Below are 21,360 nucleotides of genomic sequence, written 5' to 3'. Positions count from 1 at the left end.
CAGTTCAACCCGAAATTTCTCGGCGGTGGTATCGGGCTGCTGCTGGTCCTGGTGGTGGTCGTCTGGCTGGCCAGTGGGTTCTACATTGTGGACGCGGGCCAACGAGGCCTGGTGCTTCAGTTCGGCCGCTACAGCGAGAGTACTGATCCGGGTCTGCGCTGGCGGCTGCCGTATCCGATCCAGTCGCATGAACTGGTCAATCTTTCCGGCGTGCGCACGCTCGAGGTCGGCTATCGCGGTACCGAGAGGAACAAGGTCCTCAAGGAGTCTCTGATGCTGACCGACGATGAGAACATCATCAACATCCAGTTTGCCGTGCAATACATCCTCAAGGATCCGGTGGACTACGTGTTCGCCAACCGGAATCCGGACGAAGCGGTGATGCAGGTGGCCGAGACCGCCATTCGTCAGGTCGTCGGCAAGAACAAGATGGATTTCGTCCTCTACGAAGGTCGCGAGCAGGTCGCGGTCAATGCCTCGCAGCTGATGCAGGAGATTCTCGATCGCTACAAGACCGGCATTCTGATCTCGAAGGTGACGATGCAGAACGCGCAGCCGCCGGAGCAGGTGCAGGCCGCTTTTGATGACGCCGTCAAGGCTTCGCAAGATCGCGCGCGCCAGAAGAACGAGGGTCAAGCTTACGCCAATGACGTCATCCCGAGAGCGCGCGGTACCGCAGCGCGGCTGTTCGAGGAGGCCGAGGGTTACAAGCAGCGAGTCATTGCCAACGCCGAGGGTGATGCCAGCCGTTTCACGCAGATCAACACGGAATACGCCAAGGCGCCGGAAGTGACGCGTACTCGGATGTACCTGGACACCATGCAGCAGGTTTACTCCAATACCAGCAAGGTGATGATTGACACCAAGGGGCAAGGCAACTTGCTCTACCTGCCCCTCGACCAGCTGATCAAGGCTGCCGGAGCGGCCGTAGCGTCGCCTGGGGGCGTCGCCGGCAGCGCGGAGGCGCCGGGCGTCGTTCGTTCGTCGCCACCGATTTCCAACGAGGTGCCGCCACAAATGAGTGAGTCGCGTTCGCGCGACACCTTGCGAGAGCGTGCACGGGAGTCCCGCTGATGAGATCTGGCATGAATATTTTTGCCGCGGTGTTGGTGACCGTATTGGTGGTGCTCGGGGCGACCATTTTTACGGTTGATCAGCGCCAGCACGCCATCGTCTTCCAGCTTGGCGAAGTGCGCAGCGTGATCGAGGAGCCAGGGCTGTATTTCAAGTGGCCGATGATCCAGAACGTGCGCTATTTCGATAAGCGCATTCTCACCCTGGATAGCGCCGACCCCGAACGCTTCATTACCTCCGAGAAGACCAACGTCCTGGTAGATTCCTTTACCAAGTGGCGGATCGTCGATCCCAAGCTGTACTACATTTCAGTCGCCGGTGACGAGTCGCGTGCCAAGACGCGGCTCTCGCAGACCGTCAACGCCGGTCTACGCGAGGAGTTTGGCAAACGGACGGTGCATGACGTGGTGTCGGGCGAGCGCGATCAACTGATGGAGTTTATGCGCGAAAAGGCCGACCTCGATGCGCGCAAGATCGGCGTGCAGATCGTCGACGTTCGCGTCAAGCGCGTCGAGTTGCCGAACGACGTCAGCGAATCGGTCTATCGCCGGATGGATGCGGAACGCAAACGCGTTGCCAACGAGCTGCGTTCGCAGGGCGCTGCCGAGGCCGAGAAGATCCGTGCCGACGCCGACAAGCAACGCGAGGTAATCGTTGCCGAGGCCTATCGCGACGCACAAAAGATGAAGGGTGAGGGAGATGCCAAGGCGGCTTCAACCTACGCCCTGGCGTTCCAGAAGAATCCGGAGTTCTACGCTTTCTATCGCAGTCTGGAAGCCTATCGCAACAGCTTCAACGGCAAGAGCGACGTCATTGTCGTCGAGCCCAATTCGGATTTCTTCAAGTACATGAAGAGCGTCGGCCGAGGCGGCGACAAAGCCGCAAAATGACCGACCCGTTGTGACCGACAACCTGTTGCTGGCGTTGGCCCTGATGCTGGTGCTTGAAGGCGTGATTCCATTCATCGCGCCGAGCACCTGGCGCGAGACATTCCGTCGTTTGATCCAATTTTCCGATGGGCAGATCCGTTTCGTCGGTCTGACTTCCATGTTGATCGGTCTGGTACTGCTGATGCTTTTCAAATGAACTGGCTGCTACCCGAACATATTGCCGATGCTCTGCCGGCAGAAGCGGCCCAAATCGAGCGCTTGCGCCGTAGCTTGCTGGACCTGTTCCGCGTCCATGGCTATGAGTTGGTCATGCCGCCGTTGCTTGAGCACCTCGATTCCTTGCTTACCGGGTCGGGGCATGACCTGAAGTTGCGTACCTTCAAGCTCGTCGATCAGTTGTCCGGACGCACGCTCGGCGTACGCGCCGATATGACGCCGCAGGTCGCGCGTATCGATGCGCATCTGCTCAATCGCCAGGGCGTGACGCGACTCTGCTATTGCGACAGCGTGCTGCATACCCTGCCGGCGTCGCTGGCGGCGAGTCGCGAACCGATCCAGTTAGGCGCCGAGGTGTATGGGCATGCCGGTCCGGCGGCAGATCGCGAGGTGATCCGATTGATGGCCGACGCGCTCTCGGCTGCCGGTGTGCCGGCAGCACGTATCGATCTCGGTCATGTCGGGGTTTTTCGCGCCCTGGCGAATGCTGCCGGCCTCGATGCAGACCTCGAGGCAATGCTGCTGCAACTGCTGCAAGCGAAGGATGTCACCAGTCTGCGTGAGCGTTGCAGCGGCCTCGACGAGCCTTTTCGCTCGGCACTGCTTTGCTTGCCGGACCTCTACGGTGGCGTGGAAACGCTTGCGGCAGCTGCCAGAACCCTGCCGCAACTGCCGGCAATCAATGCCGCGCTGGATGACTTGCGCGCCTTGCAGCTGGCGCTGCCAGAGCTGCCACTGTCCTTCGATCTGGCGGACCTGCGTGGCTATCGTTATCACAATGGCGTCGTCTTCGCTGCCTATCACGGTACTTTCTCGAGCGCTGTCGCGCTTGGCGGACGCTATGACGGTGTCGGCAGGGCGTTCGGCCGCGAGCGACCGGCTACCGGCTTCTCGATGGATCTGCGCGAGCTGGCGCGGCATGCTGCACGTGACCAACCGGCGGGGGCGATTTTGGCGCCGTATTCGGCTGCCTGCGCACCGCTGGCGAAGGCGATTGCCGCGCTGCGCGAGCAGGGCGAAATCGTCGTTGAACTCCTGCCGGCCGAGACCGCAATTGATGGTCCGCGGTGCGACCGCCGCTTGGTCGAGTGCGACGGACAATGGGTAATCGAGGCAATCAACAGGGACGGATGACAGGTATGGCCAAGAACGTCGTAGTCGTGGGCAGCCAATGGGGAGACGAAGGCAAGGGCAAGATCGTCGACTGGCTCACCGATCATGCCAAGGGCGTCGTCCGTTTCCAGGGCGGCCATAATGCGGGTCACACACTGGTTGTCGGCGACAAGGTTTACAAGCTGAATCTGGTCCCTTCCGGGATCGTTCGGGAGGGTGTCGATTGCTTTATCGGCAACGGTGTGGTGCTGGATATCCATCACCTGCTCAGCGAAATGCGGGTGCTCGAGTCGGGCGGCATCGACGTGCGTTCGCGGCTCAAGATCAGTCCGGGTTGTCCAATCATCCTCGGCTACCACACGGCGCTGGATCACGCACGCGAAGCGGCGAAGTGTGCCGATCTGAAGATCGGGACCACCGGCAAGGGGATTGGCCCGGCCTACGAAGACAAGGTCGCTCGCCGCGCGTTGCGGGTCTACGATCTGTTCTATCCGGCGCGTTTTGCCGAGCGGTTGCGGGAAAATGTCGACTACCACAACTTCGTTCTCACCCGCTATCTGGGGGCTGAGGCGGTCGATTTCGAGGCCGTTCTGGCGCAGGCGATGGCCGATGCCGAAGAGATCAAGCCGTTGGTGACCGACGTTTCAGCCGCGTTGCACGCGCTCAACAAGGCCGGTCACAACCTGTTGTTCGAAGGCGCACAGGGCGCACTGCTGGATATCGATCACGGTACTTACCCTTTCGTGACCTCATCCAATTGCGTCGCCGGTCAGGCGGCGGCCGGTTCGGGTGTCGGTCCGGGGATGCTGCATTACGTTCTGGGGATCACCAAGGCGTATTGCACGCGTGTCGGCGGAGGGCCTTTCCCGAGTGAGCTGGATATCGAACAAGAAGGCCTGCCGGGCTATCAGATGTCGCAAAAAGGGCGTGAATTCGGCACCGTGACCGGTCGCAAGCGTCGCTGCGGCTGGCTCGATATCGCTGCCCTCAGGCGGTCGATCCAGATCAACGGCGTCACCGGTCTGTGCATTACCAAGCTTGACGTCCTCGATGGATTGCCAGAGCTGAAGATCTGCACCGGTTATCTGCTTGACGGCAAGACCATCGATCTGTTGCCGATGGGTGCCGACGAAGTTGCGGCTTGTGAGCCAGTGCTCGAAACGCTGCCCGGCTGGTCCGGGTCGACGGTGGGCTCCGCGACGATGGAGGCACTGCCGGCGGCGGCACGTGGCTATCTCGCGCGCATCGAAGCGCTTTGCGATGTTCCGATCGATATCGTTTCGACCGGCCCGGAGCGGGATGAGACCATTGTCCGTCGTCATCCGTTGGGGTAGGTAGTCCCGGGCGCGTCCGCTTCCCGAATTACGCTTCGTGGGCCAGGCCGGGCAAGGTCTGGCGCGGTCCTCGTTGCCTGATATGATGCCGCCAGATTTTGCCATCTCAGGAGACGTGCATGGGGATTCTCGACTGGTTCAAGAACCGGCCGGCGCAGTTCGATACCGATCGAGTGTCCGACACAATGATCCGCGGGGCGACCGAAAAGGCGATCACCTTGACCAACCCCCGGCTGAGTGTGTTGCCCTCCTGCCATGCCCGCCTGGCACCTGCCGTAGATACGACGATCAGGTATCTGCGGGCAATGGTGGAGGCGCTTCCCGCTGCCAGGAAGCTTTCGTCGACGGTCTGGTCTTCAGACCGTGCTTTGCGGGCATTTTTTGTCGCGCCGGCAGATATCCCCGCCGCCATGGGCCGCTCGGACAATCTGCGCACGCTGTTCGAAAAGGCGCCGGCGCTTGACGAGGTCTGCGTGCTCCTGGGCATGGCTTTCGCTGAACAGCAGGTCCTGGGGACCAAGCTGCATGGGACGATCGTTCGCCGCGATGTCCTGCAGACTCGCGCCAGCTTCTCGCGTCACCGGGTGGATATCTGCGGCCGGGACGAGACCGAACTGCGTCGCCTGGTGGGCGTCCAGGCCTTCGAATATCTGCTTGCCCAGGCCTTGGCCGCGATTGGCGAGGATCGGCTCGAAAGGCAGGAACTGGAAGGTGATCGCGCGCTGATCCGGGCACGCCTGCGCTTGCTTCGCCAGCAGGGACCGGGGTTGGGAGCCATGTTCAGCGCCGGGCCGGCAGCCACCTCGGAGCAAGGCGAACTGCAGGCCAAGCTGCTCGAAAACGAGCGGCAGCTGGAAGCGATCGGTGACAGCATGTCAGCCTTGGAAGTGGAACTGGCGTGCCTGAAGGAGGTGCTCGAGAATCCCGAGCGCTATTTGCGGATGGAGCAGAAACGAATGCGGCTGACCACGATCAACGTGGTGTCGGATGGGGCGAGTGATGATTCAGCCGCTGACGTCGATTTCTCCCTCGCCGAATTGACCGGCTCGCCGCCGCTGCGAAGGGCGTTCGTACTGGCGCGCTTTGCGCGAGCGGAAATGCCGGTGCCAACGATCAATTTCGACGCTGCGGCACGTTTTCTCTAGGGCCTGGAGCAGCGCTCGTGAGGAGGCAGATGTGATCGAATACGCTTTCCGGTGTAGCGGAGTCGAGTACAATCGCCATTCCACCGACCGGCGTCCACAGAGATGTCCACCATACGTTCAGGAGAAGCTGCCATGAATCGGGAAGAACTTCGTGATCAATTACTTGCGCCGGTTCTGAAGTGGACGCGGCTCGGGCGGCAGACCAACCAGTTGATGACCGCCAGCAGCGCCGTGATCAGTTACCGCAGCCGTCGCCTGCTGCGAGCGCTAGTGCGCCCGCGACAAGCAGACTGGACCGAACTGACCCTGATGACCCGGGAAAAGATGGAGGTGCCGCTCGAGTCCGCAGCGGTGATGGTCTCCATCATGGCGCCTGCGGCGCAACGATGCTGGACTCACGCCGGGCAATCGATGCTGGCGTGCACCAGCGACACCCTGTCGCTGGCTGGTAGTCGCAGCCCCGCAGAGTTCAGCGAACGGCAGGCGGCGCTGTGTACGACCCTGATCAACGCGACCGTCGGCTGGCTGCAGCTCTGGGGTACAGCCGCCGAGATCGCGGGGCAGGGGCTGGCGCCGGTTCTTCGCCAGGTGCAGTCAAACGCGGAGCGGCTTGGCAAGCGATAAGCCGGCGTGCCAGCAGGCCACGTCTTTCCCTCGGCGCCGCTCGAGCGGCGGTCCGGCGGTGGTCTGAAATGAGCCAGGCGCCCAAGCAGGCTGGGGTCGCCTTGCGCTCGCTGCCGAGACCCCTCATTTAAAGCGCTGGCGGCCTGTCGGCGCGATCGTTTGGGCGGTGTTGGCGACCGTCGACTCCTTGCTCCCGATGACCTTCCTGAACTCGGCCAGGTCTGGTCGACCGGGCGCGCTCTGGCACCCGCAAGACATTTAGAAATGCCGGGCCTGGCGCGCCTGAGGGGGGTGGCGGCGTGCTAGAATAACGGGCTTGATCAAGACGATGACATCATTCCGGAAGTCACGTCGTCAGCGGGAAAAATGATGGAAGCCTTCGCCAAAGAAACCCTGCCCATCAGTCTCGAAGACGAGATGCGTCGATCGTATCTCGATTACGCCATGAGCGTGATTGTCGGCCGCGCCTTGCCGGACGCTCGCGATGGCCTCAAACCGGTGCATCGCCGTGTCCTGTTCGCCATGCACGAGCTGTCGAACGACTGGAACAAGCCCTACAAGAAGTCGGCGCGCATCGTTGGCGATGTGATCGGTAAGTACCATCCGCATGGTGATACGGCGGTCTACGACACCATCGTGCGCATGGCGCAGAACTTCTCGCTGCGCTACATGCTGGTCGATGGTCAGGGTAACTTCGGTTCGGTTGACGGCGACAATGCCGCTGCGATGCGCTACACCGAAGTGCGCATGGCGCGCATCGGCCACGAGTTGCTGGCCGACCTCGACAAGGAGACGGTCGACTTCGGACCCAACTACGACGGGTCGGAGCAAGAGCCGCTGGTCATGCCGGCGCGGATTCCGAACCTGCTGATCAACGGTTCGTCGGGAATTGCCGTCGGGATGGCGACCAACATTCCGCCGCACAACCTTGGCGAAGTCGTGGATGCCTGCCTGGCGCTGTTGGGCAACCCGGAAACGACGATCGACGAGCTGATCGAATTGGTGCCGGGTCCCGATTTTCCAACGGCTGGGATCATCTACGGCATTGCAGGCGTTCAAGAGGGTCATCGGACCGGGCGCGGGCGGGTGGTGATGCGCGGCCGGACGCACTTCGAGGATCTCGATCGCGGTAATCGCCAGGCGATCATCATCGACGAACTGCCGTACCAGGTGAACAAGCGAACGCTGCTCGAAAAGATCGGCGAACTGGTCAACGACAAGCGCATCGAAGGTATTTCCGACCTCCGCGACGAGTCCGACAAGTCGGGCATGCGGGTGGTGATCGAGCTCAAGCGTGGCGAAGTCGCCGAGGTGGTGCTCAACTGCCTGTACAAGCAAACGCAGCTGCAGGACACCTTCGGCATGAACATGGTGGCCCTGGTCGATGGCCAGCCACGGCTGCTGAATCTGAAACAGATGCTCGAGTGTTTCCTGCGTCACCGGCGCGAAGTCCTCACCCGACGTACCGTTTTCGAATTACGCAAGGCGCGTGAACGGGCGCACATCCAGGAAGGTCTGGCGGTGGCGCTGGACAACGTTGATGAGATCATCGCCCTGATCAAGGCATCACCCACCCCGGCCGACGCGCGTCGGGGCTTGATGGCGAGGTCGTGGACCTCGCCGACGGTTGCCGAGATGCTGCAGCGGGCCAAGCTCGACGCTACCCGACCCGAAGGCCTTGATCTCGAGTACGGCTTGTCGGCGAGTGGGTATCTGCTTTCGGAGGCGCAGGCCCAGGCGATCCTGGAGCTGCGCCTGCAGCGCCTGACCGGGCTCGAGCGAGACAAGATCGTCACCGACTACGGCGAACTGCTGGCCCGTATTGCCGACCTGATGGATATCCTGGCGCGACCCGAGCGGATCACCGAGATGATTGTCGAGGAATTGACGGGCATCCGTGCCCAGTTCGGTGATCCGCGGCGCTCGGAAATCGTCATCAGTACGCAGGATCTGGGCATTGCCGATTTCATCACCCCGGTTGACATGGTGGTAACGCTCTCGCACACCGGCTACATCAAGTCGCAGCCGCTCGCCGATTATCGCGCGCAGCGACGGGGTGGGCGGGGCAAGCAGGCGGCGGCGATGAAGACCGACGATTTCGTCGATCACCTGTTCGTCGCCAATACCCACGATTTCATCCTCTGCTTCACCAATCGCGGCCGGGTCTATTGGCTCAAAGTCTATGAAGTACCGCAAGGAACGCGGACCAGCCGCGGCAAGCCGGTAGTCAACGTGTTCCCCTTCCAGGATGGCGAAAAGATCAGCGCCATCTTGCCGATCAAGGAATTCACTGACGACCGCTACATCTTCATGGGCACCGCGCAGGGCACGGTGAAAAAAACGCCCTTGTCCGATTTCTCGAACCCGCGCAAGAACGGAATCATCGCTGTCGCTCTCGACGACGACGACGTCCTGATCGGTGCCGAGATCACCAATGGCAGCCAGGACGTCATTCTCGTCTCCGACGCCGGCAAGGCCGCCTGGTTCGACGAGGAAGACGTCCGCCCGATGGGCCGCACGGCGCGCGGTGTGCGCGGCATGCGGCTGGGCGACAAACAGCAGGTGTTGTCGCTGCTGATCGCCGATAACGACCAGCAAACGGTTCTGGTGGCCACCGAGAACGGTTTCGGCAAACGAACGGCGCTGGCCGACTTCCGCCATTCCGGCCGTGGTACGCAAGGCGTCATCGCCATTGCCGCCAGCGAACGGAACGGCAAGGTGGTCGCCGCCCGCCTCGTCGGCGACGATGACGAAATCATGTTGATCACCACCGGTGGCGTGCTGATCCGCACCCGCGTGCGGGAAATCCGCGAGCTGGGCCGGGCGACCCAGGGTGTCACCTTGATTGCCCTTGATGCCGGTGAGAAGCTCGCGGGTCTGGAGAAGGTCGTCGAGTCGGAAGACGACTCCGATCTGCCCGAACTAGTCGAGCCTGGCGCAACCGACGAAGCTGGCGCAACTGACGAAGCTGGCGAAGCTGATGGACCGGCGGCTGAGCCTTCGGCAGGGGAGCCGCCTGTCGATCCGGATCAGGAGTAATACGCATGTCGGGTGTTCTGCGATGCGCCGAATTTCCGCTACCGACCCTGCTGCTGTTGCTCGGGGTGACGCCATGCGCTGATGGGCGGCCAGGCGGTAAGCGCTGCGCGCCAGTGAGCTCCCGGGCTCGGCGCTCGCAACGTCAGCTGGCGTTCGCTGGATGAATGACGACCTGCAGAGCGAACTGGCAGTCGTCCGTGAGGAGATCGACCGGCTCGATGGGCAACTGCTGGAGCTGCTGAACCAGCGTGCACGGTTCGCCCAGCAGGTCGGTGAGATCAAGGCGCGGCACGGCGAGGCGGGCTTCATCTACCGGCCGGAGCGCGAGGCGCAGGTGCTGCACCGGATCCAGGAAATGAACCCGGGGCCACTTTCTGGCGAGACCGTCACCTGGTTCTTCCGCGAAGTGATGTCGGCCTGCCTGTCGCTCGAGCAACCTCTGGGCATTGCTTTCCTCGGCCCGCTCGGAACCTTTTCGGAGAGTGCCGCAACCAAGCACTTTGGCCATGCGGCGCGCCTGATGCCGCAGCTCTCGATCGACGATGTCTTCCGCGAAGTCGAGGCTAGTCATGCCGACTACGCTGTCGTGCCGATCGAGAATTCGACCGAGGGCGCGATTGGCAGGACGCTCGACCTGCTGTTGACCACGCCGCTCAAGATCTGTGGCGAGGTCGCCCTGCGCATTCACCAGCATCTGCTGTCGAACGAGGGCTCATTGGGCGACGTGACCAGGGTCTACTCGCATGCCCAGTCGCTGGCGCAATGTCACGAGTGGCTGAACCGTTCCTTGCCGCACGCGCAGCGTATTTCGGTCGGCAGCAATGCGCAGGCGGCACAGCTTGCGGCGGACGAAGCGGGGGCGGCGGCCCTGGCCGGCCAGGCTGCCGCCGAGCGTTATCAGCTGCCACAGCTGGCGAGCAACGTCGAGGATGAGCCGAACAATACGACGCGTTTCGTCGTTCTCGGTCGCCAGGAAGCCGGGCGGTCGGGACGCGACCGGACTTCGCTGATCATGTCGGCGCACAATCAGACCGGCGCGCTCAGCCAGTTGCTGGCGCCCTTCTCCGATGCCGGGGTGTCGATGACCCGGCTCGAGTCGCGCCCGGCGCGTCACACCTTGTGGGAGTATGTTTTCTTCGTCGATCTGGACGGGCACCGCGACGACGAGTCAGTCGGCGCAGCGCTGGCCGAACTGGGCCGTCGCGCGCCTTATCTCAAGATTCTCGGTTCCTACCCGATGGCCGCCTACTGAGCGGGTTGACTTCTTTTCGAGGAACGCCGATGGCACCGCAGACGCAATCTTTGCCGTATATCCGGGCCATTTCGCCCTACCAGCCGGGCAAGCCGATTACCCAGCTGGCGCGCGAACTGGGTCTTGCCGTCGAGCAGATCGTCAAGCTGGCTTCGAACGAAAATCCGCTGGGCATGAGCCCCAAGGCGCAGGCGGCGGCGATCGAGGCCATGTCAACGCTGTCGCGTTATCCGGACGACTTCGCGCTGAAGCAGGCGCTCGCCGAGCGTAGTGGCCTGGGAATGGAGCGCATCGTGCTCGGTAACGGCTCGAATGACGTCCTCGACTTGATCGCTCGCGTCTTCCTGGCGCCCGGTCGCTCGGCAATCTTCGCGCAATACGCGTTCGCCGTTTATCCGCTGGCCACGCTGTCGACCGGCGCCGAGCCGATTGCCGTGCCGGCCAGCGACTACGGCCACGACCTCGATGCCATGCGCGCGGCGATCCGGCCCGACACCCGGCTGATCTGGATTGCCAACCCGAACAACCCGACCGGCACTTTTCTGCCGTACCCTCAGCTCAAGGCTTTTCTGCAGTCAGTGCCAGCCGATGTGGTGGTGGTGCTCGACGAAGCCTATAACGAGTACCTGCCGCCCGCCGAGCGCGTCGACACCACGGCCTGGCTGGCCGAGATGCCCAATCTGGTGATTACCCGTACGTTCTCGAAAATCTACGGTCTGGCGGGTCTGCGGATCGGCTATGGGCTGAGTTCCGCGGAGATTGCCGACCTGATGAATCGTGTTCGGCAGCCGTTCAACTGCAACAACCTGGCCCTGGCTGCAGGCACAGCTGCGCTCGACGATCACGAATTCGTCGCCAGAAGCTACGCTCTGAATCGTGCGGGCATGGAGCAGGTCGTTGCCGGAATCAAACGACTGGGCTGCAGCCATATTCCCTCGCACGGCAACTTCGTGACCTTCAGGGCTCCCGAAGCGGCGAAAGTGAACCAGAGCCTGCTCAGGAATGGGGTCATCGTGCGTCCGATCGCCGCTTACGGGATGCCGGATTGGCTGCGCGTGACGATTGGCACCGAAAGCGAAAACAAGCGTTTCCTCGCAGCCCTGGAGGTGTCGCTATGATCGTTTGCGTGGTGGAGGCCTGGTCGTGAACAACGCCACCCCGTTCGGCAAGGTTGTGGTGTTCGGCGTTGGCCTGATCGGTGGATCCTTTGCGCTGGCGCTCAAGGCCGCCGGGCAAGCCGGAGAGATCGTCGGCTTCGGGCGTACGCTGGGCTCGCTGACGCAGGCGCTCGAGTTGGGTATCGTCGATCGCGCCGGTTTCAACGCCGGCCAGGAGGTGTCGAACGCCGACCTCGTGCTGATTGCCACGCCGGTTGGGACGATCCCGGAAATCATGGCGCGCATTGCCCCTTGTCTGGGACCACAAACGGTGGTTACCGACGCCGGCAGTACCAAGGACGACGTCGTTGCCGCAGCCCGCGCCTGCTTCGGCGACCGGCTGGCGCAGTTCGTTCCCGCCCATCCGATTGCTGGCGCCGAAAATAGCGGTGCGCTGGCCGCACGGGCGGATCTCTACCAGGGGAAGCTGGTAGTGCTGACGCCTCTTCCGGAAAGCAGCGCGTCGAGTGTCGCCCGCGTACGTGCGGCGTGGGCATGCTGTGGCGGCCTGATCAAGGAGTTGGCACCGGCCGAGCATGATCGTGTTTTTGCCGCGGTCAGCCATCTGCCGCATCTGTTGTCATTTGCGCTGGTGCATGAGCTGGCACGACGCGAAAATCGCGAGCTGCTGTTCGCTTTCGCGGCCAGCGGATTTCGCGATTTCACGCGCATTGCCGCCAGTCATCCGGAGATGTGGCGTGACATCTGCCTGGCTAACCGGACCGCGCTGCTTGACGAGCTCGATTGTTACCGGGTGCAACTTGATGAACTGCGCGATGCCCTGCAGCGTGGCGACGGTGCCAGGCTGGAAGCAACTTTCGAATCGGCCCGGACCGCTCGGCGCGCGTGGGCCGAGCGCAAGGCGCGAGAGTGAGCGTGGACTACATTGATCTGCCGCAGCTGCTCGCTGCGCGGGGCACGGTGCGCTTGCCCGGCTCGAAGAGCATCTCCAACCGGGTGCTACTGCTGGCGGCGCTGGCCGAGGGGGAAACCGAAGTCCACCACCTGCTGCAGTCGGACGACACGGCGCGCATGCTCGATGCATTGAAGACGCTTGGCGTCAGTGTCGAGCCGGCGGCCGACGGCGTCGTTCGTGTGAGGGGGGTCGGCGGCGTTTTCCCGGTTCGCCGGGCCGAACTTTTTCTCGGCAACGCCGGCACTGCCTTCCGCTCGCTAACCGCAGTGCTGGCCTTGGCCGGTGGCGATTACCGACTCTCCGGCGTGCCGCGGATGCACCAACGCCCGATCGCTGATCTCGTCGACGGCTTGCGTCAGCTGGGTGCCGTGATCAGCTACCTCGATGACGATGGCTTTCCCCCGCTGGCGATTGCTCCACCGGGGCGGCGTCAGTCCGCCGTGGTCAGCTTGCGCGGCGATGTGTCGAGCCAGTTCCTGACCGGGCTGTTGATGGCCTTGCCCTTGCGCGGCGTGGAGACGACCATCGAAGTGATCGGTGAACTGATCTCCCGCCCCTACGTCGACATGACGCTGGCCACCATGGCCCGCTTTGGCGTGCAGGTGCGGCGTGATGGCGGACAGCGCTTCATCGTGCCGGCCGCCAGCATCTATCGCTCACCGGGTGCCGTAGAGGTCGAGGGAGACGCCTCGTCGGCGTCCTATTTCCTTGCCCTCGGCGCTATCGGTGGCGGCCCGGTGCGCGTCGAAGGCGTTGGCCGCGACTCGATCCAGGGCGACGTACGCTTTGCCGACGCGCTGACGCTAATGGGGGCAAGAATCACCACCGGAGCCAACTGGATAGAAGCATCGACAGCCGCCGATGGCAAGCTTCAGGGTATCGAGCTCGACTGCAATCACATCCCGGACGCGGCGATGACCCTGGCTACCACCGCCCTGTTTGCGGAAGGGCCGAGTACCTTGAGCAATATCGCCAGTTGGCGGGTCAAGGAAACCGACCGCATCGCGGCCATGGCCACGGAGTTGCGCAAGCTCGGCGCCACCGTCGTTGAGGGCGACGACTTCATCCGCGTCGTCCCGCCAGCCAAAACACAGTCTCTGCGCCCGGCGGCAATCGACACCTATGATGACCATCGCATCGCGATGTGTTTCTCGCTGGCGACTCTTGGCGCACCGCTGCGAATCAATGATCCGACGACAGTGGCCAAGACCTTCCCGGACTATTTCGAACGCTTCACGCAGCTCACCCAGGCGGTGCCCGTGATCGCCATCGATGGCACGTCGGCGTCGGGCAAGGGGACGGTCGCGTCGCGGGTCGCGGAGGCGCTTGGCTGGCATTACCTCGACTCCGGCGCGCTGTACCGCCTGACCGCCCTGGCTGCCCGCCGGGCCGGCGTCGGCTGGAACGATGAGGTGGGCGTCGCGGCGATCGCAGCCAGCCTGGACGCCAGCTTTTCTGGCAGTGCAATCAGCCTGTCGGGAGAGGATGTCGGCGACGCCATCCGCCGCGAAGAAATCTCGGCTGGCGCTTCGTTGGTCGCTGCGCTGCCCGCGGTGCGGGCAGCATTGCTGTTCCGGCAGCGCGCCTTCCGCCGGCCGCCGGGGCTGGTCGCCGACGGGCGTGACATGGGTTCGGTCGTCTTCCCCGATTCGATGACCAAAGTCTTCCTTACTGCAAGCGTGGAGATGCGCGCCGAAAGACGTCATAAGCAGTTGATCGAAAAAGGAATCGCTGCTAGTATTGCAGCCCTCTCGCTGGATCTGCGCGAACGCGACGAACGGGATAGCCAACGTAGCGTCGCCCCGATGCAGCAGAGTACGGATGCTGAATTGCTCGACACGACAAACCTGACCATTGCCACCGCGGTGGCGCAGGTACTGGACTGGGTCAACAAGGTTTCCGAAATAAGGTGAACGGCAAGTGCCGTTGGCCATGGTTGTCACCAGATCCACGCGTCGGTCCGGCGGCTCGGCGGCAGTTCCCTCAAGGTCTGCCGGTGTAGTGTCCGTGCTCCCCGCTTTGGCGAGCTGTCCGGAGTGTCCGGCTCTGGTGATTGTTTTCAACTCACCCCGCAGCTCTGCGGTTAGGTAACTCAATCCATATGTCAGACAATCCCACAATGCAAGAAAGCTTTGCCGAACTTTTCGAAGAGAGCCTTGGGCGCCAGGAAATGCGTCCAGGCGAGGTCATCACCGCGGAAGTGGTGCGCATGGACCAGAATTTTGTCGTGGTCAATGCCGGCCTCAAGTCCGAGAGCTACATCGATATTGAAGAATTCCTGAATGATCAGGGCGAACTGGAAGTCGGGGTCGGTGATTTCGTCCAGGTGGCCATCGAGCAGCTGGAAAACGGCTTCGGTGAAACCCGCCTGTCGCGCGACCGTGCCAAGCGCGTCGCCGCGTGGAACGCGCTTGAGCTGGCGCTGAACGACGGTACGCTCGTCGAGGGCACCATCACGGGCAAGGTCAAGGGCGGGCTGACGGTCATGACCAACGGCGTCCGCGCTTTCCTGCCGGGTTCGCTGGTGGATATGCGCCCGGTCAAGGACACCACGCCGTACGAAGGCAAGACCTACGAATTCAAGGTGATCAAGCTCGATCGCAAGCGTAACAACGTCGTCGTCTCGCGGCGTGCCGTGCTCGAAGCGAGCGTTGGCGAAGAGCGCGATGCGCTGCTGGCTGCCCTCAAGGAAGGTAGCATCGTCAAGGGCGTGGTCAAGAACATCACGGATTACGGCGCCTTTGTCGATCTCGGTGGCATCGATGGCTTGCTGCATATCACGGATCTGGCATGGCGCCGCGTTCGTCACCCCTCGGAAGTGCTGGCGGTCGGCGACGAATTGCAGGCGAAGATCCTCAAGTTCGACCAGGAGAAGAACCGCGTTTCGCTGGGCCTCAAGCAATTGGGCGAAGATCCGTGGGTCGGCATTTCCCGTCGCTACCCGTCGACCACCCGTCTTTTCGGCAAGGTTACCAACCTCACCGACTACGGTGCATTCGTGGAGATCGAGCAGGGCATCGAGGGTCTGGTGCACGTCTCCGAGATGGATTGGACCAACAAGAACGTTCACCCGTCCAAGGTTGTTCAACTGGGTGACGAGGTCGAAGTGATGATCCTCGAGATCGATGAGGATCGGCGCCGTATCTCCCTGGGCATGAAGCAGTGTGCTGCCAACCCGTGGGACGACTTCTCGATGAACTACAAGAAGGGTGACCGCGTTCATGGCGCGATCAAGTCGATTACCGACTTCGGCGTCTTCATCGGCCTGCCCGGCGGGATCGACGGCCTGGTTCACCTCTCTGACCTTTCGTGGTCGCTCTCCGGTGAAGAGGCAATCCGCAACTTCAAGAAAGGCGACGAGGTTGATGCGGTGGTGTTGGCCATCGATACCGACAAGGAGCGCATTTCCCTGGGTATCAAGCAGCTTGATGGTGATCCCTACACCAGCTACATCGCGACCCATGAAAAGAACAGCGTCGTTCGTGGAATCGTCAAGTCGGTCGATGCGCGCGGTGCCGTGGTGATGCTTGACGGCGACATGGAAGCTTATCTGCGCGCTTCCGAAGTATCGCGCGATCGAATCGACGATTTGACCAAGGTGTACAAAGAAGGGGACTCGCTCGAAGCGATGATCATCAACGTCGATCGCAAGACGCGTTCGATCAGCTTGTCGATCAAAGCCAAGGACCAGGCGGAGCAGCAAGAGGCGATGCAGAAGTTTTCTGCGGACAACAGTGCCAGTTCCGGAACCACGAACCTGGGCGCCTTGCTAAAGGCCAAGTTGAACAATCCCCAGTAGGGTTAGATGAATGACCAAGTCGGACCTTATCGGCCACCTGGCCGGGCGCTTCCCGCAGCTGGTTGCAAAGGACGCGGACTTGTCGGTGAAGATGATTCTCGATGCGATGTCGGAGGCCTTGGCCAAGGGCGATCGCATCGAAATCCGCGGCTTCGGGAGCTTTGCGCTGAACTACCGGCCGCCACGTGTTGGCCGGAATCCCAAGTCTGGTGACAAGGTTGACGTTCCCGAGAAATGGGTGCCGCATTTCAAGGCAGGTAAGGAATTGCGGGAGCGCGTCGACGGCTCGCTGGAATTGATCTGAGTGGTCAGGCTATGTTTTTTGCGGGCGGCAACGCGAGTTGCCGCCCGTTTCCTGTGGGAAGGTGATTGATGCGTTTGTTCTTGTGGGTTGTTCGGGGCGCCGTTTTTCTTTTTCTTTTTGCGTTTGCCATCAGGAACACCGATCCGGTCGGCGTTCACCTGTTTTTTGACAACGTCTGGCACGCACCCCTGGTGATCGTCCTGCTGGCCTGCTTCGCCGGCGGTGCGCTGCTCGCCTTGCTCTCTTTGCTGGGTACCTTGTTCGGCCAGCGTCGTGAAGTGGCCAGATTGAAGCGCGCGCTGAAGGAGGCGCAGGCGCGCATCCTCCGCAATCGAGAGCACCCGGTGTGACGCTGACCGGGAGACCATTGGCGGCTGCCCGGACGGTGCGACAAAGTTGCGCGCATGATTGAATTCGAGTACTGGCAGCTGCTGCTTTTTCCGCTGTTTTTCGGGCTGGGTTGGGCCGCGGCTCGCGTCGATATCCGGCATCTGGTCAAGGAGTCACGGACGTTGCCCCGCTCATATTTCCAGGGGCTCAACTTCTTGCTCAACGAGCAGCCCGATCGTGCGATTGAGGCTTTTGTCGAAGCCGTCAAGGTTGATCCCCAGACCGTCGAGATTCACTTCGCACTCGGTAGTCTGTTCCGTCGTCGCGGTGAAACCGAGCGCGCCATCAGGATGCACCAGAATCTCGCCGAGCGTGAGGATTTGCCGCATGATCTGAAACTTCAGGCGCTGGCAGAACTTGGCCAGGATTATCTCAAGGCCGGCTTGCTCGATGGCGCGGAGGCGGTATTCGAGAAACTGCGTGATTCGCCGGTGCGGGAAGACGCCCAACGCAAGCTGCTCGAAATCTATCAGCTTGAGAAGGACTGGGAGAAGGCAATTGCCATCGCCTCGGAGCTGCCGGACCTCGCGTCGCAAAAGGAAATCGCCGAGTACTATTGCGAGCTGGCTGCCGCCGAGATGATCCGCTCGCGTCGGGATCTGGCGGCAGATTATTTGCGGACGGCGCTTGAGCGCAATCGCAAGTGCGTGCGCGCCAGTCTTCTTCAGGGTGACCTGCAGTTCCAACAGGATCAGTTTGCTGCGGCGATCGAGTCGTGGCAGCGGATTGAACAGCAGAATCCGACCTACCTGGCACTGGTTGCGAAACGCTTGCTCGACGCTTTCCGCAAGCTCGATCGGCGCGAGGCGGGGCTGCAGCTCTTGCGTGGTTATCTCGACCATTACCCCTCACTCGATCTGCTGGACGTGGTCTTTCAACTGGTGCTCGAGAGCGATGGCCCCGAGGCCGCTTACCGGCTGGTTCGCGACGAGCTGAAACGCAATCCGACCCTGATCGGCTTCGACAAACTGCTCGAGGCGAGACTGCTGTTTGCCTCGCCTGACATTCGTCCCGACCTGGATCTGGCCAAAGGGATTGTCCAGAGCTACACCCATCGCCTCGCCCGCTATCGATGCGATAATTGTGGCTTCAAGGCGCGCCAGTTCTATTGGCGGTGCCCAGCGTGCGGCGGTTGGGAGACCTACTCGCCAAAGCGTAGCGAAGAATTCGACCTGACGCCTTAGGAGTTCCATGTTGCCGTTCACCGTGTCTGGTACCGGGCGAGCCAGCCCGGTGAGCAGCGTTTTCCTTGTCGAGGTGCTCAGCGATGGAACTCGGTAGTCTCTCGACCGCTCGGCTGCTGATCGTTGGCGACGTAATGCTTGATCGCTACTGGTTCGGGGATGTGGCCCGCATCTCGCCCGAGGCGCCGGTGCCGATAGTCAAAGTGGCGCGCTGCGAAGAGCGCCCGGGAGGAGCCGCCAATGTGGCGCGCAATGTTGCGGCCCTTGGCGCGCAGGTCGCGCTGCTTTCGGTTGTCGGGGACGACGAAGCCGGACGGCAGCTACAGCAACTGCTCCAAGCGAGCGGGATCGATGTCAGCCTGCATGTCGACGCGGCGATCAGCACGACTGTCAAGCTGCGAGTGATTGGCCGGCAGCAACAGCTCTTGCGCATCGATTTTGAAACTTCGCCCTCGCATGAGGTGTTGCGCGCCAAACTGGTCGAGTTCGAGGCGCGCTTGTCCGCTTGCGACGCCGTGATTCTCTCCGACTACGGCAAGGGGGGTTTGGCGCATATTGGCGAGATGATCCGATTGGCCCGGAACGCCGGCAAGAAAGTGCTGGTTGACCCCAAGGGCGACGATTTCTCGAAGTATTCCGGGGCGACCATCGTTACCCCGAATCGTGCCGAACTACGCGAAGTGATTGGTCGCTGGCAGGACGACGAAGGGCTTGCTCGCAAGGCGGAAGCGCTGCGCAGCGCACTCGGCCTGGAGGCTCTGCTGGTGACGCGCAGCGAAGAAGGAATGTCGCTCTTCCATGCCGCCGGGGTGGTGCACGAACAGGCCGTGGCGAGGGAGGTTTTTGATGTTTCGGGTGCTGGCGATACGGTCATCGCGACCTTGGGGGTGATGCTGGCGTGTAATGCCGGTTGGCCGGATGCGGTGCACGCGGCGAACGTCGCTGCCGGCGTCGTGGTCGGCAAGCTGGGAACCGCGGTAGTCGGTCGCGACGAGCTTGTTGCGGCACTGAAGTGAGGTAAGCCCATGTACACCATCGTTACCGGTGCTGCCGGTTTTATCGGTTCCAATCTTGTCAAGGCGTTGAACGAGCGCGGCGTGCGCAAGATCATTGCGGTCGACAATTTGACCAGAGCGGACAAGTTCAGGAACCTCGTCGATTGTGACATTGCGGATTACATCGACAAGCTGGACTTCCTGGACCGGCTGCTCGCTGGCGACTTCGATGGTGACGTCGATGCCATTCTTCACCAGGGGGCCTGCTCCGACACCATGGAGAGCGATGGCCGCTACATGATGAACAACAACTACCGCTACTCGCTGGCCTTGCTCGACTGGTGCCTTGATCAGGAAGTGCAATTCCTCTACGCATCGAGTGCGGCGACCTACGGCAGTAGCAGCGTTTTCAGCGAAGGGCGGCAGCACGAGGCCCCGTTGAACGTTTACGGCTACTCGAAATTTCTCTTCGATCAGATCGTTCGTCATCGCCTTTCGGTAGCCGGGTCGCTCAATTCGCAGGTGGTCGGCTTCCGCTATTTCAATGTCTACGGTCCGCGGGAGTCGCACAAAGCGCGCATGGCGTCGGTCGCCTTCCACCACTATCACCAGTTCCTTCAGGCTGGCAAGGTCAAGCTCTTTGAAGGCTGCGATGGCTATGGCGATGGCGGGCAGCAGCGTGATTTCGTCTATGTCGACGACGTCGCCCGGGTCAATCTCCATTTCCTCGACCATCCCGAAAAATCAGGGATCTTCAACGTCGGTACCGGACGTGCGCAGAGCTTCAATGAGCTGGCGGCGGCGAACGTCAATGCTTGTCGTGCCGTCAACGGCGAGGACGCGCTGCCGCTTGCCGAACTGGTGAAGCGGGGTTTGATCGAGTACATCCCGTTTCCGGAAGACCTCAGGGGAAAATACCAGAGCTACACCCAGGCTGATCTCGCGAAGCTGCACAAGGCCGGCTACGATCAGTCCTTCGCCAGTGTCGAGGAGGCTGTCCCGCAGTACGTCAAGTGGTTGAGCGGCAATGGATGAAACGCTCGAAGGCTACGTGGGCGGGACACCGCTGGTGCGTCTCAAGCGTCTACCGGGTGCTGCCAGCGATGCGCGTGGCAACGTCATCATGGCCAAGCTGGAGGGCAACAACCCTGCCGGTTCGGTGAAGGATCGCCCGGCGCTGTCGATGATTTCGCGTGCCGAGGCGCGTGGCGACATCAAACCTGGCGACACACTGATCGAAGCCACGTCTGGCAATACCGGCATCGCTCTGGGAATGGCCGCTGCCTTGCGCGGCTACCGGATGATTCTGGTGATGCCGGAGAACCAGAGTGTCGAACGCCGGCAGACCATGCGTGCCTTCGGTGCTGAACTGGTATTGACGCCCAGGGATGGGGGCATGGAACTGGCGCGCGACGTCGCCGAAGGCATGCGCAAGGATGGACGCGGCATCATCCTCGATCAGTTCGCCAATCCGGACAACCCCCTGGCACACTATGAAGGGACCGGGCCCGAACTCTGGCAGCAGACCGCGGGGCGAATCACCCATTTCGTCAGCAGCATGGGTACCACCGGCACGATCATGGGCGTCTCACGCTATCTCAAGGAGCAAGACCCCAGCATTTGTATCGTTGGTTGCCAGCCCGAAGACGGGTCGCAGATTCCGGGCATTCGCAAGTGGCCGGAGGCCTATCTGCCGAAGATCTTCGACCGGGCGCGGGTCGATCGTATCGAATCGGTCTCCCAGGGTGAGGCTGAAGAGATGACTCGTCGCCTGGCTCGCGAAGAGGGTATCTTCGCCGGCATTTCATCCGGGGGGTCGCTGGCGGTTGCCTTGCGGCTGGCGGGCGAGCTCGAGGGGGCGACGATCGTCACCGTCGTCTGTGATCGCGGTGACCGCTACCTGTCGACGGGTGTCTTTCCGGCTTGAG

19 protein-coding genes are annotated in these 21,360 nt (G+C 62.0%); all 19 read left to right on the top strand.

What is annotated here, in order from left to right; genetic code table 11:
* Window positions 1-1,074: FtsH protease activity modulator HflK (gene hflK, locus RUW20_RS10775; RefSeq protein WP_313952212.1), on the top strand; the 1,074-nt coding region annotated here is incomplete at its 5' end.
* A gap of 11 nt (window positions 1,075-1,085) precedes the next feature.
* Window positions 1,086-1,964, top strand: coding sequence for a protease modulator HflC (gene hflC, locus RUW20_RS10770; protein WP_409559345.1), 879 nt, complete (start codon window positions 1,086-1,088; stop codon window positions 1,962-1,964).
* A gap of 10 nt (window positions 1,965-1,974) precedes the next feature.
* On the top strand, window positions 1,975-2,160 hold the full coding sequence (locus tag RUW20_RS10765; protein WP_313952210.1) for a DUF2065 domain-containing protein: 186 nt from the start codon (window positions 1,975-1,977) through the stop codon (window positions 2,158-2,160).
* A complete protein-coding gene (locus tag RUW20_RS10760; RefSeq protein ID WP_313952209.1) occupies window positions 2,157-3,314 on the top strand; it encodes an ATP phosphoribosyltransferase regulatory subunit in 1,158 nt (385 codons plus the stop codon). Before RUW20_RS10765 ends, RUW20_RS10760 begins: the two co-directional genes overlap by 4 nt.
* A gap of 5 nt (window positions 3,315-3,319) precedes the next feature.
* Window positions 3,320-4,627, top strand: a complete 1,308-nt coding sequence (locus RUW20_RS10755; RefSeq protein WP_313952208.1) for an adenylosuccinate synthase — start codon at window positions 3,320-3,322, stop codon at window positions 4,625-4,627.
* Between the two features lie 119 nt (window positions 4,628-4,746).
* Window positions 4,747-5,772, top strand: coding sequence for a hypothetical protein (locus RUW20_RS10750; RefSeq protein ID WP_313952207.1), 1,026 nt, complete (start codon window positions 4,747-4,749; stop codon window positions 5,770-5,772).
* A gap of 132 nt (window positions 5,773-5,904) precedes the next feature.
* Window positions 5,905-6,396, top strand: a complete 492-nt coding sequence (locus RUW20_RS10745; protein ID WP_313952206.1) for a hypothetical protein — start codon at window positions 5,905-5,907, stop codon at window positions 6,394-6,396.
* A 369-nt stretch (window positions 6,397-6,765) separates the two neighbouring features.
* Window positions 6,766-9,435, top strand: a complete 2,670-nt coding sequence (gyrA, locus tag RUW20_RS10740; RefSeq protein ID WP_313952205.1) for a DNA gyrase subunit A — start codon at window positions 6,766-6,768, stop codon at window positions 9,433-9,435.
* A 160-nt stretch (window positions 9,436-9,595) separates the two neighbouring features.
* Window positions 9,596-10,687, top strand: coding sequence for a prephenate dehydratase (pheA, locus tag RUW20_RS10735; protein WP_313952204.1), 1,092 nt, complete (start codon window positions 9,596-9,598; stop codon window positions 10,685-10,687).
* Between the two features lie 29 nt (window positions 10,688-10,716).
* The gene (hisC, locus tag RUW20_RS10730; RefSeq protein WP_313952203.1) at window positions 10,717-11,805 is read left to right on the top strand and encodes a histidinol-phosphate transaminase; all 1,089 of its coding nucleotides are present in this window, start codon (window positions 10,717-10,719) and stop codon (window positions 11,803-11,805) included.
* A gap of 19 nt (window positions 11,806-11,824) precedes the next feature.
* On the top strand, window positions 11,825-12,718 hold the full coding sequence (locus RUW20_RS10725; RefSeq protein ID WP_409559346.1) for a prephenate dehydrogenase: 894 nt from the start codon (window positions 11,825-11,827) through the stop codon (window positions 12,716-12,718).
* A 2-nt stretch (window positions 12,719-12,720) separates the two neighbouring features.
* On the top strand, window positions 12,721-14,673 hold the full coding sequence (locus RUW20_RS10720) for a bifunctional 3-phosphoshikimate 1-carboxyvinyltransferase/cytidylate kinase (protein WP_313952201.1): 1,953 nt from the start codon (window positions 12,721-12,723) through the stop codon (window positions 14,671-14,673).
* Between the two features lie 188 nt (window positions 14,674-14,861).
* Entirely contained in the window at window positions 14,862-16,559 is a 1,698-nt protein-coding gene (gene rpsA / locus RUW20_RS10715) for a 30S ribosomal protein S1 (RefSeq protein WP_313952200.1), read from the top strand.
* Between the two features lie 10 nt (window positions 16,560-16,569).
* Entirely contained in the window at window positions 16,570-16,863 is a 294-nt protein-coding gene (locus tag RUW20_RS10710) for an integration host factor subunit beta (protein ID WP_313952199.1), read from the top strand.
* A gap of 68 nt (window positions 16,864-16,931) precedes the next feature.
* Window positions 16,932-17,213, top strand: coding sequence for a LapA family protein (locus RUW20_RS10705; protein WP_313952197.1), 282 nt, complete (start codon window positions 16,932-16,934; stop codon window positions 17,211-17,213).
* Between the two features lie 54 nt (window positions 17,214-17,267).
* Window positions 17,268-18,437, top strand: a complete 1,170-nt coding sequence (gene lapB / locus RUW20_RS10700) for a lipopolysaccharide assembly protein LapB (protein WP_313952196.1) — start codon at window positions 17,268-17,270, stop codon at window positions 18,435-18,437.
* An 83-nt stretch (window positions 18,438-18,520) separates the two neighbouring features.
* Window positions 18,521-19,453 (top strand): D-glycero-beta-D-manno-heptose-7-phosphate kinase, encoded by a 933-nt coding sequence (gene rfaE1 / locus RUW20_RS10695; protein WP_313952195.1) that lies wholly within the window; start codon window positions 18,521-18,523, stop codon window positions 19,451-19,453.
* 9 nt (window positions 19,454-19,462) lie between these two features.
* Entirely contained in the window at window positions 19,463-20,467 is a 1,005-nt protein-coding gene (gene rfaD, locus RUW20_RS10690; protein WP_313952194.1) for an ADP-glyceromanno-heptose 6-epimerase, read from the top strand.
* Window positions 20,460-21,359, top strand: a complete 900-nt coding sequence (gene cysM / locus RUW20_RS10685) for a cysteine synthase CysM (protein WP_313952193.1) — start codon at window positions 20,460-20,462, stop codon at window positions 21,357-21,359. The genes rfaD and cysM overlap by 8 nt, the downstream gene beginning before the upstream one ends.
* Window position 21,360 lies beyond the last annotated feature (1 nt).

Source organism: Accumulibacter sp., from assembly GCF_032229525.1.
GTDB lineage: Bacteria > Pseudomonadota > Gammaproteobacteria > Burkholderiales > Rhodocyclaceae > Accumulibacter.
Note: the sequence above shows the minus strand (reverse complement) of the source record. Positions and strands in the feature narration are given on the sequence as shown.